General features: G+C 60.2%; 12 protein-coding genes and 1 pseudogene. 7 read left to right on the forward strand and 6 right to left on the reverse strand.

What is annotated here, in order from left to right; genetic code table 11:
* Positions 1-6 precede the first annotated feature (6 nt).
* From QQL24_RS29640 to QQL24_RS29650, 3 genes are read left to right on the forward strand one after another with little or no spacing between them, the layout of a single operon-like run.
* Entirely contained in the window at positions 7-843 is an 837-nt protein-coding gene (locus tag QQL24_RS29640) for an alpha/beta fold hydrolase (RefSeq protein WP_284315910.1), read from the forward strand.
* A gap of 31 nt (positions 844-874) precedes the next feature.
* Positions 875-1,255, forward strand: coding sequence for a DUF427 domain-containing protein (locus QQL24_RS29645; protein ID WP_284315911.1), 381 nt, complete (start codon positions 875-877; stop codon positions 1,253-1,255).
* Positions 1,256-1,281: 26 nt separating this feature from the next.
* Positions 1,282-2,028 (forward strand): glucose 1-dehydrogenase, encoded by a 747-nt coding sequence (locus QQL24_RS29650; RefSeq protein WP_284315912.1) that lies wholly within the window; start codon positions 1,282-1,284, stop codon positions 2,026-2,028.
* A gap of 231 nt (positions 2,029-2,259) precedes the next feature.
* Here the strand turns inward: QQL24_RS29650 and QQL24_RS29655 are convergent, their stop codons facing one another.
* The 4 genes from QQL24_RS29655 to QQL24_RS29670 all read right to left on the reverse strand — a co-directional run bounded on the left by QQL24_RS29655 (position 2,260) and on the right by QQL24_RS29670 (position 5,987).
* Complete coding sequence (locus QQL24_RS29655) at positions 2,260-4,002, reverse strand: recombinase family protein (protein ID WP_284315913.1); 1,743 nt, start codon at positions 4,000-4,002, stop codon at positions 2,260-2,262.
* Entirely contained in the window at positions 3,999-4,274 is a 276-nt protein-coding gene (locus tag QQL24_RS29660; protein ID WP_284315914.1) for a hypothetical protein, read from the reverse strand. The genes QQL24_RS29655 and QQL24_RS29660 overlap by 4 nt, the downstream gene beginning before the upstream one ends.
* Positions 4,275-4,463: 189 nt before the next feature.
* Positions 4,464-5,351 (reverse strand): class I SAM-dependent methyltransferase, encoded by an 888-nt coding sequence (locus QQL24_RS29665; protein ID WP_284315915.1) that lies wholly within the window; start codon positions 5,349-5,351, stop codon positions 4,464-4,466.
* A 333-nt stretch (positions 5,352-5,684) separates the two neighbouring features.
* Positions 5,685-5,987 carry a hypothetical protein gene (locus QQL24_RS29670; protein ID WP_284315916.1) on the reverse strand — a complete coding sequence of 101 codons (303 nt, stop codon included), beginning with the start codon at positions 5,985-5,987 and terminating at the stop codon, positions 5,685-5,687.
* Between the two features lie 578 nt (positions 5,988-6,565).
* On the opposite strand from QQL24_RS29670, the gene QQL24_RS29675 reads away from it, so the two are divergent.
* Positions 6,566-8,137, forward strand: a complete 1,572-nt coding sequence (locus QQL24_RS29675; protein WP_284315917.1) for a serine hydrolase domain-containing protein — start codon at positions 6,566-6,568, stop codon at positions 8,135-8,137.
* Positions 8,138-8,140: 3 nt separating this feature from the next.
* Positions 8,141-8,998, forward strand: a pseudogene (locus tag QQL24_RS29680) (IS91 family transposase); the annotation flags it as partial.
* A 703-nt stretch (positions 8,999-9,701) separates the two neighbouring features.
* Here QQL24_RS29680 and QQL24_RS29685 read toward each other — a convergent pair.
* Together QQL24_RS29685 and QQL24_RS29690 are read right to left on the reverse strand one after the other, a co-directional pair.
* Positions 9,702-10,517: an oxidoreductase gene (locus QQL24_RS29685; RefSeq protein WP_284315918.1), complete on the reverse strand. Its 816-nt coding sequence runs from the start codon at positions 10,515-10,517 to the stop codon at positions 9,702-9,704.
* Between the two features lie 162 nt (positions 10,518-10,679).
* Positions 10,680-11,285, reverse strand: a complete 606-nt coding sequence (locus QQL24_RS29690) for a TetR/AcrR family transcriptional regulator (RefSeq protein ID WP_284315919.1) — start codon at positions 11,283-11,285, stop codon at positions 10,680-10,682.
* A gap of 84 nt (positions 11,286-11,369) precedes the next feature.
* Here QQL24_RS29690 and QQL24_RS29695 point away from each other — a divergent pair, with 84 nt between their 5' ends.
* Both QQL24_RS29695 and QQL24_RS29700 read left to right on the forward strand, forming a co-directional pair.
* Positions 11,370-12,482, forward strand: coding sequence for an efflux RND transporter periplasmic adaptor subunit (locus QQL24_RS29695; protein ID WP_284315920.1), 1,113 nt, complete (start codon positions 11,370-11,372; stop codon positions 12,480-12,482).
* Positions 12,482-15,592, forward strand: coding sequence for an efflux RND transporter permease subunit (locus QQL24_RS29700; protein WP_284315921.1), 3,111 nt, complete (start codon positions 12,482-12,484; stop codon positions 15,590-15,592). Before QQL24_RS29695 ends, QQL24_RS29700 begins: the two co-directional genes overlap by 1 nt.
* The last annotated feature ends 140 nt before the right edge of the window (positions 15,593-15,732 follow it).

A 15,732-nucleotide genomic window follows, 5' to 3' on the forward strand; every position in this document is an offset into this window, starting at 1 on the left:
TTCACCATGACCACCTACACCCATGAGACCGTCCCAACCCAATTCGTCGAGGCCAACGGCATCCGCTTCGCCTATCGGCGCTTCGGCAAGACGGGCGGCGTGCCCATCGTCATGAACATCCACTTCCGTGGCACCATGGACCATTGGGATCCGGCCGTGACCGACGGGTTGGCACAGCAGCGCGAAGTCATCTTGTTCGACAATGCAGGTATCGGCGCCAGCTCGGGCGTGACGCCGGCGAGCATTCCGGGCATGGCGACAGACGCCATCGCCTTCATAAAGGCGCTCGGGATCAGCAAGGCCGACATCCTGGGTTATTCGATCGGCGGCAAGGTCGCCCAGGAGATCGCCGTGCAAGCACCCGATCTGGTGCGCAAGCTGATCCTTGTGGGTACCGGGCCGCGTGGTGCCGACACCGCCGCGAGCAAAGGGGGCGAGATCTTCGCGACCAGCTACGACCCGCCCGAACACCTCTGGATCGCAGCGCATTTCCTGCCCAATGAGGACGGCCACGCGGCCGGGCTAAAGTATCTTGAGCGCAAGCATCGCCGCAAGGACCGCAGCCCGGAAGTCAGTGAGGCGTCCGCCGCCGCCCAGTGGAAGGCCATCGCCAGCTCCAACGTGAAGACCGACGGCGTCTGGGACTATCTGGCCGACATTCACCAGCCGACGCTGGTGGTCGACGGCAGCAACGATCTGATCATTCCCACGGTCAACGGATTCACGCTGCAGCAGCACCTGCCGAATGCGCAATTGATCGTCTACCCGGATTCCAGCCACGGACCGCATAATCAGTACCCCGAGCTGTTCGTGGCCCATGCCACGCTGTTCCTGAATGCGTGACCGCCCGCCACCTTTCAACTGGAGGTCCATCATGACCGAGCGCACCATCAGGATTCCAAGTCCCGACCATCCGATCACCATCGAGCGGAACAAGCGCCGCGTGATCGTCACCTTGGGCGGGCGCGTGATCGCGGACACAAGCGAAGCGCTCACGCTGAGTGAGGCGAACTATCCGCATGTCCAATACGTCCCTCGGAAGGACGTGGACATGGAGGCGCTGGTTCGCTCTGCCACAACGACCTACTGCCCGTACAAGGGCGAGGCCGCCTACTTCAGCATTCCGGCCGGCGGCGAGCGGTCGGCTGACGCGATCTGGACCTACGAGGCGCCTTACGACGCCGTGGCCGAGATCAAGGATCGCCTCGCCTTCTATCCCGATCGCGTCGACGCGATCGAGCAACGCGGCGCCTGATGGGCGCCCTGAAAGGATAATTCATCATGTCTAAACTTACCGGTAAGGTCGCCGTCGTCACGGGCGCCTCCAAAGGCATCGGCGCGGCAATCGCCAAGACCCTGGCCGCCAACGGCGCCGCCGTGGTCGTCAACTACGCCTCCAGCAAGGCTGGGGCTGATCAAGTAGTCGAAGCTATCACCAGCGCTGGTGGAAAGGCCGTCGCGGTCCAAGGCGATGTATCGAAATCCGCCGAGGCCAAGGGCATCGTCGACGCAGCCATCGCTGCCTATGGACGGCTCGACATCCTGGTCAACAACTCCGGCGTCTATGAGTTCGGCCCCGTCGAGACGATCACCGAAGGCCAGTTTCATAAGATGTTTGACGTCAATGTGCTGGGCCTGCTCTTGGTCACGCAAGCGGCGACAGCGCACCTAGGCGAAGGCGGCAGCATTATCAACATCGGTTCCGGCGTGACGGCCATCACCCCGCCGCAGACGGCGGTTTACACCGCAACCAAGGGCGCGGTCGACACCATCACCGGCGTGTTGGCGAAGGAGTTTGGCCCCCGGAAAATCCGGGTCAATACTGTGAGCCCCAGCCTCACCGAAACGGAAGGCACCCACTCCGCGGGGATGATCGCTTCGGAGTTCGAGGCCGGCATCATTGCCCAGACTCCACTCGGGCGCCTCGGCCAGCCCCAGGATATCGCCGATGTCGTCGCCTTTATGGCCTCAGACGATGCGCGCTGGCTCACCGGCGAGCGGATTCTGGCCGGCGGCGGTCTACGGTGACTGTTCCGAGATGATCAGTTGGTTCTGGTCCGCCCCAAAAAGGCGGACCTCGGCCGAAGGTGGAAGCCTAAATCCTCGCGTGTACAATCCTAAGCCATGTACGCAACGAACGTAGCGCTGAGGGTGGAAACTGCCCAGGGCTCGCGTTCCAAATCGGATTAGGCTCGCGTTTCAACGACTCGGAATGTGTTTGACAGATTTCGATAGTTGGGAGTGATTTGAACCTCAGAGCTAAGTCGTTGATATTGTTGAGTACCGTTTGTTGCATTCGATAGTGACAACGAAAATCCCTAGCAAACCGTTGAATTTGCTAGAGGTTTTCCGTTTGATATGGTTGCGGGGGCCCGCAACCCCTTTTGTCATAACTTCTCCAACCCTTTGATTTCGTTCCGGATCGACGAATTCGAGGATGCCGAACAGCTCGCCGCGTAGCTCGGCATGCACCTCGCCGCGCTTGTCGCCGGGCCTGAGTGCGATCTCCCCGATCAGCGAGCGCAATGCCTCGGCGGCCCGGCGGCCGTCTTCATGGTCTGCCAGCGTCTGTGTGAAGTGCTCCACCCGCTTGCGGTAGAGAGTGGCGATGTTGGGATGCAGGTCGGGAACGTCGGCAGCGGACTGCGCCAGGCGTTCAGTGATCTCCGGCTTCTGCCGCTCCAGATCCTCCATCCTTGCTTTCATGGTGGGCTGATACAGACCATCCTCGATCGCCGCCATCATGCCGGCGATGGCGCGCTCAATCTTGTCGAGCGCCTTACGGTCCTGTTCACCTTTCACGCGACGCTCCTGGTTGAGCCGATTGGTTTCCTGGGCATAGGCCCGCACCGCCTCCCCAACGGCATCCGCCGAGACCAGCCTTTCCTTCAGGCCAGCCAGGACACGCTGCTCGATCTTGTCGCGGGTGATGGTGCGGCCATTGTCGCAGGTGCCCCGGCGTTGATGGTTCAGGCAGGCATAGCGATCACGCTGGGACAGGCCATAGCGCCCACCGCAACAGCCACAGGTGAGCAAGCCTGAAAGCAGGGAGACCGGCCGCTTCATGGTGTGCAGCTTTCTGGCTCTCGCCTTGCGCGTGCCGACGGCCGCCGCCTCGAACCGGCCGGCGACGGCCTTCTGCCTTTCCTTCACGGCCTGCCACAGCTCGTCTTCGACGATCCTCAGATGCGGCACTTCGGTGCGGATCCATTTGCTGGGTGGATTGGCTCGTGAGACCCGCTTGCCGGTGGCAGGATCCTTGACGAAGCGCTGGCGGTTCCACACCAGCACCCCAGTATAGAGTTCATTGTTGATGATGCCATTGCCCCGGATCACATGTCCCCGCACGCTGGTATCGCCCCAGTGCCGGCCGAGCGGGCCAGGAATGCCATCCTTGTTGAGGTCGACCGCGATGGCCTTCGGGCTCTTGCCTGCGGCGAACTCGCGGAAGATGCGGCGCACGATGATCGCTTCTTCCGGCACGATCTCGCGGTCACCGCGGACCGGGTCGCCTTCGGCGTCGAGCTTCTTCATCACCCTGTAGCCGTAGCATAACCCTCCCCCGGCCTTGCCCTTCTCCACCCTGCCCCGCAGACCGCGATGGGTTTTCAGGGCGAGGTCTTTGAGGAACAAGGCGTTCATGGTGCCCTTGAGCCCGACATGCAGCTCGCTGATCTCGCCCTCGGCCAGAGTGACGATGGCGACGCCGGTGAATTTGAGATGCTTGAAGAGGGTGGCGACATCGGCCTGGTCGCGGCTGATACGGTCGAGCGCCTCGGCAAGCACGATCGCGAACAGGCCACGCTGGGCATCGCGCACCAATTGCTGGAAACCCAGCCGTAACACGGTGCTGGCGCCAGAGATCGCCGCATCCTGATAGGTCCCGGCTACACTCCAGCCTTCGTGCCCCGCGTGCTCGCGGCACAGCCGGAACTGATCCTCGATGGAGGCATCCCGCTGGCTGTCGGAGGAATAGCGGGCATAGAGCGCGGCACGGGTCATGGCGGATCATCCTCTCTCTGGTCTGCAGGGGGTTTCGCCCTCCTCCCCCTGCCCTCTTCCTCTCGGCGGCCTGACCGATTGTCATTGGCCGGCCGTTGCTTCTCGAAGGCTTCCCGCGCCAACTGCCCGCCGATCAGCCGAGCGGTATCGAGCGCGATCCGATCCAGCTTTTCCCGGACCGTGTCCTTGGTGGCGCGGTTAGGCTCGGCAGGATCGGTGTTGTCGTTGGCCGGGGCCGACACCATAGGCCCCTTCTTGGTCTCTTCTGCCATCGGGTCGCTCCAAAGCATGGATCGACCTGTCATCAGATGCCTCCGAAGGGCGAAGGAAAGCACGAAGTTCGTGCCATGGAGCTGCAGCGTGCAATAACTTGCGCGCTGCGGTTTCGTCCCAGGCGTCAATTCTGACTCGCAGGCGACAGCCAGCGTTCCTCCGCTCATGCGTCACCCGCAGCGTGTCTTTTAGAGCAAGACAAGCTGCCCTCGCCCGTCCGCCAAGCCTTTTACCTGCCGACGTTCCCGCCATTCCGCGAATTCCACGGTGACGATCTCACACAGGGGAGCGACCCCACGCCAGTGATCGCGGCAGATGCTGGTGTCGATGCCGATGCCGCAATCCATGAACAATCCGGTCTGCTGCTCGAACGCGACGCCCGGCCCTGATATCAGCAGCTCGAAGCACTGGCGGCCCGAATAGCGAAACGATGCCGAGCTTTGTGGCAGGATGAACACGCCGTTGTCCGCGATCTCAGAGGCGATATCGATCACGGCAAACTCGAACGCCATGAAGCCGCGGCGATCGCCAGATGTCGGCAGCTTGCCAAAGGGCGGGTTGGCAATTGCCCAATCGAACATGGTCCCTTCGAGCTCCCTCTGCCACCACTTCCGCCAGTCGAGGACGTCGGCGCAGATCCATCGTGCCTCCGGCAGCAGTTTGCGTCCGATTTCGACGAAACGCGGATTGATCTCGATGCAGGTCAAGTCCACCGCGCCGCGCCATTTTGAGCGCTGCTGGACCCAATAGGCGAGACCGCCGATCCCGGCGCAGAGGTCGATCACCCGGCCGCGTCCCGGCTCAAGGGCAAAATCGGCCGCCAGATCCGTCGGTGTGAAGAACACGCCGGCAGCGGCGACATTGTGTTCCGCACCCGGATGCCAATTCTCAAGAACGAAATCCTTCTCGTTCTCGCTCAACGCACCCTTCCTCAATAAGGCTTCCGCCTCAGCGTGTGCCTTCATCTCAGCTTTGCACAACTTGCCCATCTTGCTGCTCTTTCCTTGGATCGGCGAAGCAGGTCTCCGCCTGCTTCCCGAGCTCGTGCGGAACAGCGTGTGGGTGGGGGCAAGCATGAACTGGGGAGGGGGATCGCCCGCCCCCTTGGGCGCCGCCGCTCGCGGCGGCGAGATTGTCTGAGCGCAGCGAAGAGAATTTCGGGGAGACCCCAGTTCATGCTTGCTGGGGAGGGAGAGCAGCGCTCTCCCTCCCCGCGCACTTCGCAAAAGATCGGGAGATGCTCGCGGCTCAAGCTGCGGCACCGACTTTCTACTTCGGACTATAAATTCCGTGAGCAACAAACGACCGCGGCTGACCAAGGTCGCCTCGCACGTTACCGGAGCACGAAGCGCTCTTTATATCGCCAGGCGGCGCATGGTCCCCCGGCGTAGGTTGGTATAGGGATACGATCAGGTGAAGTTGAACTGGCTCTGCTGGAGGCTGGCCACGGTGGTGTTCTTCAGCGTGATCGTATCGTTGGTATCGGCGGTGATGATCACGTCGCTGCCCGACTGCGCGGTATGGGAAAGCAATGTCGCCCAATCTGCGAAGACCGTGTGATCGATGTTAATTGTATCGGCGCTGGTGCCAGAGGCAGTGTAGCCAGTAATCGTATCCTTGCCAAAGCTCGGCGTGAACACGAAGGTAACCCTCTTAAAGGAGACCCGCCACAGCTTCTGATCGTCCGTACAGCCGCGGAACTCGATCTCCACTAAACGCGCTGGCTTACCTACACGACATAGGTTTCGGGGCCGCGCACCGGGTGACATATTCAATCGATTTGGCGAACCTGATATTTAGTCACCCAGCGCTCGCCCTTCAGCGCCGCGTTAAACAAGGCGTGGAATTCCTCGTCTGGTCGCAGACGCCGATCGGTGTGAGGGCGATGACTCAGCTGGTCAAGATGGATTGGTGTCAAGTTACGCGCCCGCGCGATTGCGTTCGTTAATGTAGACTTGCCGCTATTGGATGGCCTCATAACGCATATACGCGGGCCAAGATCGTCAAGCCTCATGTCCCACCACGCTCTGCGTCTTTATACGCTAACCACCCTCCAAGAATTACATATGCGCGCGCTTGGAATATCTTTGTCAAAGCTTCCAGCCTCAGCGCGGATTGTAGCAACCGACTTCCACTTCCTCGCAAATTGGGCTTTCTGCGTCAGATCAAGGGGGCTGCAGTTGATTACAAGGCTTCCGAAATTTTGATCGACACCGGCTCGGCGGCAACCTGCGCTTAGTACACCGCACAACGCCAGGCGCTTAGTCTTCTCGAAAGCGGAGACATGAGCATGCGAGTCAAAAGCCTTTTCGGTTTGAGCGTGACGTTAGGCGTATATGCCCTGTTCGCTGCCATTCATTTTGAGCCCGCGCACGGCCAGATCTTGGACAGGTCGCCGTGGCCAACCAAGGAATGGCTTACGTCCACACCAGAAGAACAAGGCATGGATTCGTCGGAACTCGCCACGCTCGTTGCCTTTGGTGCAAGTCACGGCTTTGACAGTTTGCTCGTCGTGCGGCACGGGCGAATAGTGACAGAGGCCACGTATGCGCCCTACACCCCGGATATTCGGCACGATATTCACTCGTGCACCAAAGCGATTCTCGGCACTCTGGTCGGAATGATCTACAAGGACGGCCAGCTCGACCGTCTCGATCACCCGATGCTGGATTTTTTCGCCGATCGCCGCATCGCGAATGTCGACGACAGAAAGAAGGCCATCACCGTCCAAAATCTCTTGGATATGACTTCCGGGCTCGATTGGGATGAGGGCTTCGAGGGCGGCAAGGAGCAATCGTTCAACGATTTGAAGCAAAGCCCCGATTGGTCCCAGTTCATTCTCGACCGTCCGATGGCGCGTAGACCAGGAGAGGTTTTTTATTATGACAGCGGCAATTCGCATTTGCTTTCCGCGATTGTCACCAAACTCACCGGCAAGCCCGCCGAAGAGTACGCAAAGCAAAAGCTTTTTGACCCGCTAGGCATCACCACCTGGCACTGGGATCGCGATCCTCAAGGTATTTCGACCGGAGGTTGGGGGCTGTCCTTATTGCCGCGCGATATGGCGAAGATCGGCTATTTGTATTTGCATGGCGGCGAATGGGAGGGAAGGCAATTGCTTCCCCCTGGCTGGTCGGATGTTTTGCATCATCCGACTGTGAACATGCATGCATCAAACGACCCCAACCAACGCTATTCGGACCTGTTCTGGGTATTTCCCGGAGGGCGTGTCTTTATGGCGAATGGCTGGCACGGCCAGAACATAGCGGTGTTTCCTGACCTCGATATCGTGGCGGTGGTGACTGCCCACAAATATGTATCGCAATTCGCGCTGATCGAAGGCATTTACGCAGCAGTCAAGTCTGAGGCGGCGCTCCCCCCCGCCCCGAAGACCACTGAGTTCCTTGCGGATGTGATCAAGGCTGCATCGGTCGAGAAACGAACGGACGTTAGCCCAACGCCTGAAATCACTCCTTCGATTTCCGGGAAGAGCTATAAATTTCCCGACAATGACCTAAAGCTAAGCTCGCTCAATTTATTCCTGACTAAGCCGCATCCGCATATTGAATTTGAAATATATACAGGTGATCCAGCAACGCCTATCGCGAGGTACGATGAACCAATCGGACTCGATGGATTATATAGCATGGGTTCGCCACTGAAATCTGGCCCTGCTGCAGGTTACACTACGGCCATGAAAGGAACATGGTTGAATGGGCAAAGTTTTGCAATCGACTTGCAGATTCTGGCATTCGGTGAACAGCGCAAATATCTTCTTACGTTCAATGGCGAGAAAATCCATATTCGATTCGAAGATGGGGATGGCCGAGTAGTGTCGATTGATGGCAAGCAGGCCGGCTAGCCTGCCGTCTACGGGCTTCTGTTCAAAGCCGCGGCGCGGGCGCTTACGACGATCGCCGCCGATTCCAGACATTTGGGCGCTCAGATTGGTCTCACCGCCGTAATGCACACCTGGGGCCAGAACCTTGATCACCACCCGCATGTCCATTGCATCATTCCCGGCGGCGGCCTCTCGCCCGATGGCAAACGCTGGATATCCTGCCGCCCTGGCTTCTTTCTTGCTGTTCGCGTGCTCTCGCGCCTGTTTCGCAGACTGTTTCTCGAGGGCCTCGTCGAACTCTTCGAAGCTGGCCAGTTGAGCTTCTTCAATGATCTGGCGGAACTTGTGGATCGAACCGCATTCCTTGCCCTCCTCGCGCCGCTGGGAAAGCGGGAATGGGTTGTCTACGCCAAGCGCCCATTCGCCGGGCCAGAACAGGTGCTGGCCTATCTGGCGCGGTACACGCACCGCGTCGCTATCAGCAACAGCCGTCTCGTCGAGATGACGGACGACCATGTCGCCTTTCGTTGGAAGGACTATCGCCAGAAGGGGCGATCAAGAGGCAAGACGATGACGCTCGCCGCTGTTGAGTTCATTCGCCGATTTTTGCTTCACATCCTGCCCGAGGGCTTTTGCCGCATCCGGCACTACGGCCTCTTCGCCAATGGGCATCGCGCCGGCAAACTCGCTCTATGTCGCCAATTGCTCAGTGCGCCGCACTCCAAAGGCGCACAGGCCATATCCACGGCGGATGCCGATCCGCCGGCCACACCCGCTGGGGTGCCAGCATGCCCCTACTGCGGCGGCCGCATGACGCTCGTCGGCAGCTTTGAGGGATCGTTTTCGCGCCCGCGCCCAACATGGAGGGCTGATACGTCATGAAGCCTTCCACGGGCTCAGCTTCTACCCGTCCGCGCAATTGCATCCCACCCGCGTGCCGCGGGAACGGCAAGATGCGGCTGCATCGATACGATCCCTCCCCAAAAGCTCGCCGGCCAGGGCTGAAACACCGACAAAAAGCCTTCGAACATCCGACCATCGCGCGCTTCGCCCGCATCGATCCCTCCGCCCTACTCGCAAACGCACCCCGGCACAGCGCCAAACACCTCCTCGCACCACGTCAATCGCCATAGCGCCAAACTCGACCCGCGGTTTCGTGCAACGAAGGTTTCGCAACGCCCCCTAAAATCGGCGCTCGCCCCGGCTCGCGCACCCGAGGGCGTCACGAAACCTCTTAAGTTATGCGAATCACATAACTGCTTCGCATGTTGGGACTGGGCGCTCCCATCCGCTGCGTTTCACATTGCTTTTGGAAGGCAAGAAGGCAAACCCGGGCGTGACGAACATCCGCGACGGGCATTGTTAACTTAAGCTATCTTGCTCAGAAGGACGGCAATTTCTGTTCACCTGGAACGTCTCATTCGGGCATTTTCGGGTCATGTGGAAGCTGGGATCTGCAAGAAAATTGCTCAGATCAATGTGCTCGTCGGTTAAGTTGACAGTGCCCCGCAGTGTCATAAGAACCTCTGAAAGCCGCCTCACTGCGCCTGTCCGTCCGGCGAAAAGGGATCTTGCTGATCTTGGGTCAGACCGGCAACCCGAGCTGCTTTCGCAGGCTCTTGTCGAATGCGGACGCGGGGACGAAACGGCGCAGGAAACTGACCTGACGTGCCATTTTGCCCGCCGCATAGCGGCTCTTTGGAGCGGGATCGGTCGCAGCCGCCAAAACGGTCTTGGCTACGACTTCGGGCGCATCGCCTTTTTCCATCGCTTTCCGCACGGCTAAATTCATTCTAGCGCGCGCGGAGTCGTAGATATCGAGCAACTGATCCGGCCTGGCGAGATTGTCCTCGAATGACGTGCGGGTATAGGCGGGCTCGACCAAGACAACGCGAATTCCGAACGGGCGCAGTTCATGGTCAAGCGATTCAGAATAGCCTTCAATGGCATGTTTGGTCGATGCGTAGAGCGCGAAATAGGGAGCTGGGATAAATCCCTGCACCGAGCTCAGATTGACGATTCTGCCCTTCCTTTGATGGCGCATTATAGGTAGCACCGCTCTGGTGACGCGCAGAACGCCGAAGACGTTCACGTCGAACAGTGCCTGAGCCTGCGCCATCGAGGATTCCTCTGCGCCGCCAAGCAGCCCGATGCCGGCATTGTTGACGAGCAGGTCGATGCGCCCAGCCTTGGCCATCACCTCATCGACCAGTTTCGCCACGGACTCATCATCGGTCACGTCACAGACCAGCATGGTCATACCATCGATGCTTTGGGCGGTCGCACGGCGGCTGGTTCCGAATACGCGAAAACCCGCGTTCTGCAAGGCTTTGGCCGCCGCGCGCCCGATGCCGGAGGATGCCCCTGTCACCAGGGCGACGCCAGGATTGTTCTTGTTCATGGGATTCACGTCTTTCCTATCGCGAATGTGATGGATCGCTTGCCTCTTCGTCCCTGCCCTGTTTGTCGGCTGCTTCTCCAGTGGGTTGGGAAAACAGGAACGGTCAGAGGAAAGGCTTCGATGTTGTGCCTGCAGCGCTCACCCGGGTTGGAGAACCCATCGTCATTGGCGCGGTCCGTGCTGGGCATCGCCCGCAGACGACCCCGTCAGAATGCTCTCGGCCGCCGCTTGCAGGAACCGCTTCGACAACTGCTCGTCGTTCACAGCCCGCGAGAGGACTACCGCACCGACCATGGTCGAGAGAATGGCCATCGCCTTGCCACCGCGCTCCTCGCCGTCGGCCTCGCCGACCCAAGGACCGAGCATTTCGAGGTAGTCTCTGATCCCGGCTTCGAATGAGGCCTTCACATCGGCGCCGTGCCTGGCAGCATCCGAGCCGAGCGCAACGACCGGACAGCCTTCCATCTTTTCCGCGCCGTGCTCCATGCTGAGGTAGAACGCGATTACCGCGCCAAGCGGGTCCTGCGGATTGGTCGCACCTGCGGCTGACCATCGTTGAAAGGCACTCTCCAATGCCCGCCTGGACGCTTGCGCAGCCAAGTCGTCCTTCGACGCGAACTGCTTGTAAAACGCGCCCTGGGTCAGCCCGGCACTCTCCATCAGGTCCTTGAGACCGATGCCATCGAAGCCGTGTTCCCGAAAGAGGCGGCTGGCAACATCGATCACGGTTTGCCTATTTTTGTCAGCCTGAGTGCGACTCACACGCATCGCCGATCTCCAAAATTAGATTGCGTTTAACATCTATATTCGATATAGAGTTCGAACGCAATCTAATTTGGCAAGGCGACAAGCATGAAAATGAGACCCGCTATTATGGTGTCGGGCGCCCTGATCGCGGGGCTTGGGGTGGCCGCCTTTGTCGCGCTTTCCCTTTCCGGGCAGAAAGCCGCGGCCCTGACCGACCCGAGACAGGAAGCGCCTGTCGTCAGACTGGCAGTGGCAGCGCCGGTGACCGGTTCCGAACGGGCCTTCACGGGTATCGTCGGGGCAAGGGTGGAGAGCAATCTAGGTTTTCGCGTTCCCGGTAAGATTGTGGAACGGCTGGTGAATGCCGGTCAGCAGGTCAAAGCCCATCAGCCGCTGATGCGAATCGACGAAACCGACCTCCGCTTGGCGCTGACGGCGAAGCGCAACGCTGTGACTGCGGCACGCGCTGTGCTGACACAGGCGAGCGCCGACGAGTCGCGCTATGCAGTTCTGGTCAAAAACGGACTGGCGGCAACGCCGCAGCGTTATGAGCAGGCGAAGGCTGCGCTCGATACTGCGACGGCACAGCTTGCCGCAGCGGAAGCGGAAGCGAAGGTGGCGGAGAATGAGGCCGCCTATTCCGTTCTGGTAGCGGATGCCGATGGAACGGTAATCGAAACGCTTGCCGAGCCGGGACAGGTCGTCTCCGCCGGTCAGGCCGTGGCTCGACTTGCCCACGCCGGGCCCCGCGAGGCGGTGGTCGCACTGCCCGAAACGATCCGGCCGGCGATCGGCTCGGTGGCCGAGGCCAGTGTGTACGGGAGCGATGGGCGTCATTACACGGCACATCTCCGGCAGCTATCGGATTCCGCCGACGCCCAGACCCGCACCTATGAAGCCCGCTATGTGCTCGACGGCGAGGCCGCGGCAGCACCGCTTGGAGCAACGGTCACCATTCGGTTGGTCAATCAGGCGAGCCAGCCTGAGGTGGAAGTGCCACTCGGAGCTGTGCTGGACAATGGCCAGAGCACCGGCGTCTGGGTCTTGGATGGCGCCACCTCGACGGTGAAATTTCAGCCCGTCAAGCTTGTTCGCGTGACCAGCGAAACCGCTGTGATTTCAGGATTGTGGTCAGGGGCACCGGTTGTTTCGCTCGGGGCTCATCTTCTGCAGGAGGGCGCTCGCGTCCGGACTGCTTCTGGAAGCGGGAGCAACTGATGAGCCTCAATCTGTCCGCGCTTGCGGTTCGCGAACGCGCCGTCACCCTGTTCTTCATCGTGCTCCTGGCTGCCGCCGGCGTCTATGCTTTCGTCAAGTTGGGGCGGGCGGAGGATCCATCCTTTACCATCAAGACGCTGACGGTCACGACCGTATGGCCGGGCGCGACCGCGCGCGAGATGCAGGATCTCGTCGCCGAGCCGCTCGAAAAGCGTATCCAGGAGCTGACGTATTATGACCGTGTCGAGACGACAACACGGCCAGGCTATGCCTTTCTGACCGTTACGCTGAAGGATAGCACGCCACCCTCCGCGGTTGAGGAAGAGTTCTACCAGGCGCGTAAGAAACTCGGAGACGAAGCGCGGAATCTGCCGCCCGGCGTTCTCGGCCCGTTCGTCAACGACGAATATTCCGATGTGAGCTTCGGCCTATACGCGCTAAAGGCCAACGGCATGCCGATGCGCGAGCTTGTACGGCAGGCCGAAGCGATCCGACAGGATCTTCTGCATGTGCCCGGCGTGAAGAAGATCAACATCCTCGGCGAGCGCCCCGAACAGATTTTTGTCGAGTTTTCCTATGCCAAACTCGCCACGCTTGGCGTATCGGCGCAGGACATAGCCTCTGCCTTGCAGCGGCAAAACACCGTCACGCCGGCGGGTTCGATCGATACGCGAGGCCCGCAGGTCTTCATCCGGTTCGATGGAGCCTATGACAGCGTCCAGGCGATCGCCGATACTCCGATCGTCGCCGGCGGACGCACGTTGAAACTCTCCGACATCGCAGATGTGCGGCGCGGTTACGAAGATCCTGCGACTTACATCATCCGCCACGAGGGTGAGCCCGCCGTCATGCTTGGGGCGGTGATGCAGCAGGGGTGGAACGGGTTGGAGCTCGGCAAAGCCCTGGCTGAGAGATCGGCCGCCATCGCACAGACACTGCCTCTCGGAATGACGCTCGCCAAGGTCAGCGACCAGGCGGTGAACATCGAAGAGGCGGTTGGCGAGTTCATGCTGAAATTCGTGATGGCGCTCGGCGTCGTGCTGTTCGTCAGTCTGGTCGCACTCGGCTGGCGGGTTGGTATCGTCGTGGCCCTGGCCGTTCCGCTGACGCTTGCCGTTGTGTTCCTCATTATGCTGGAAACAGGCCGGTTCTTCGACCGTATTACGCTTGGTGCGCTCATTCTGGCGCTCGGCCTTCTCGTCGACGACGCTATTATTGCCATCGAGGTGATGGTGGTGAAGATGGAAGAGGGCGTGGACCGCATTAAGGCGGCCGCCCATGCCTGGAGCCATACGGCGGCGCCGATGCTCTCGGGCACGCTCGTGACAATCATCGGGCTGATGCCGGTTGGCTTTGCCAGTTCGACCGCCGGCGAGTACGCGGGCAACATCTTCTGGGTCGTCGGTTTCGCGCTGATCGTTTCCTGGATCGTGGCGGTGATCTTCACCCCTTACCTCGGCGTCAAGTTGCTACCTGCGATCAAGCCAGTCGAGGGTGGCCATCACGCCATCTACGACACGCCGAATTACCGGCGCCTGCGGAGGGTGATCAAATTCACCGTGCGCCACAAGTTTGTGACCTGCGCCGTCGTTGGCGTCGCCATGGCTCTCTCTGTCGTTGGAATGGGAGCGGTGAAACAGCAGTTCTTCCCGACGTCGGATCGTCCCGAGGTGCTGGTCGAAGTGCGCATGCCGGAAGGCACGAGTATCGAGGCAACGACGGCTGCGGTCGAAAAGCTCGAACGCTGGCTGAAGGAGCAGCCTGAGGCGAAGATCGTCACGAGCTACATCGGCCAGGGCGCTCCGCGCTTCTTCTTTGCCATGGCGCCGGAATTGCCGGACCCGGCTTTCGCCAAGATCGTTGTTCTAACCCCTGACGCGGGGGCGCGCGAGACGTTGAAACATCGGCTCCGCGATGCGGTAGCACAAGGGCTGGCACCCGAAGCCTTCGTTCGCGTCACGCAACTCGTATTCGGTCCTTACACGGCATTTCCTGTCGAATTCCGCATCATGGGACCCGATCCTACGCAATTGTATCAGATTTCCGAGAAGGCCCTCGACATCATGCGGGGCGTCGCGGACGTGCGCCAGGCCAACCGCGACTGGGGCAATCGTACGCCCGTACTTCGCTTTATCCCCGACCAGGATCGGCTGAACCTCATCGGCCTTTCGCCGGCCGAGGCGGCCCAGCAGATGCAGCTGCTGCTGACGGGCATTCCGGTCACGCAGGTTCGCGAGAACATTCGCAACGTTCCCGTGGTGGCGCGTAGCGCCGGCGAAAATCGCCTTGATCCGGCACGGCTGGCCGATTTTTCGCTGATAAGCCGGGATGGCCGCCAGGTTCCGCTCGATCAGATTGGCCGTTCCGAAATCCGGTTTGAGGAACCGATCCTGAAACGCCGCGATCGAACGCCGGTCATCACGATCCGGTCCGATATCAACGAGGCGACGCAGCCTCCGGAGGTTTCGCAACAGGTCATGAAGGCACTTCAGCCGCTGATCGCTTCGCTTCCGGCGGGCTATCGCATCGAGATGGGCGGAAATATCGAGGAGTCGCTCAAGGCCAATGTCGCGCTTGTCAAGATATTCCCAGCTATGATCGCTGCCATGTTGATCGTGATTATCTTGCAGGTTCGCAGCCTCTCGACGATGACCATGGTCATGTTGACGGCACCCCTCGGTCTTGCTGGTGTGGTTCCGACGTTGCTTATGTTCAATCAGCCCTTCGGGTTCAATGCTATCCTCGGACTGATAGGACTGGCAGGAATCCTGATGCGCAACACGCTGATCCTGACTGAGCAGATCAAGGAGAATCAAGCGGCCGGGCTTGACGACTACCATGCCGTCATCGAGGCGACTGTCCAGCGGACACGGCCCGTTATCCTGACCGCACTGGCTGCGGTTCTTGCGTTCATTCCACTGACACACTCGGTGTTCTGGGGATCAATGGCCTATACGCTTATCGGCGGCACGGCGGCCGGCACCGTGTTAATCCTGCTGTTCCTTCCAGCGCTCTATGCCGCGTGGTTCCGGATCAGGCCGCCTGCGGATGAAATCCATGAGGGTTCGAAGGAGGAACCGGAACGGCAAGCAGCAATGGCTGCAGAATAGAGGCTTTGTCTAGCTGCGGGTTGAGCTATCTGGGAGCTGCTGATCCATATGTGTTCCGGCCCAGTGGGCTGCAAGTCGCGCTAACCACGGTAGCCACACGGCTAGGTATATGGACTGGATTGCGATGGCTGATGAGATTT

The sequence above is a fragment of the Labrys miyagiensis genome (assembly GCF_030160835.1).
In the GTDB taxonomy this organism is placed as follows: domain Bacteria; phylum Pseudomonadota; class Alphaproteobacteria; order Rhizobiales; family Labraceae; genus Labrys; species Labrys miyagiensis.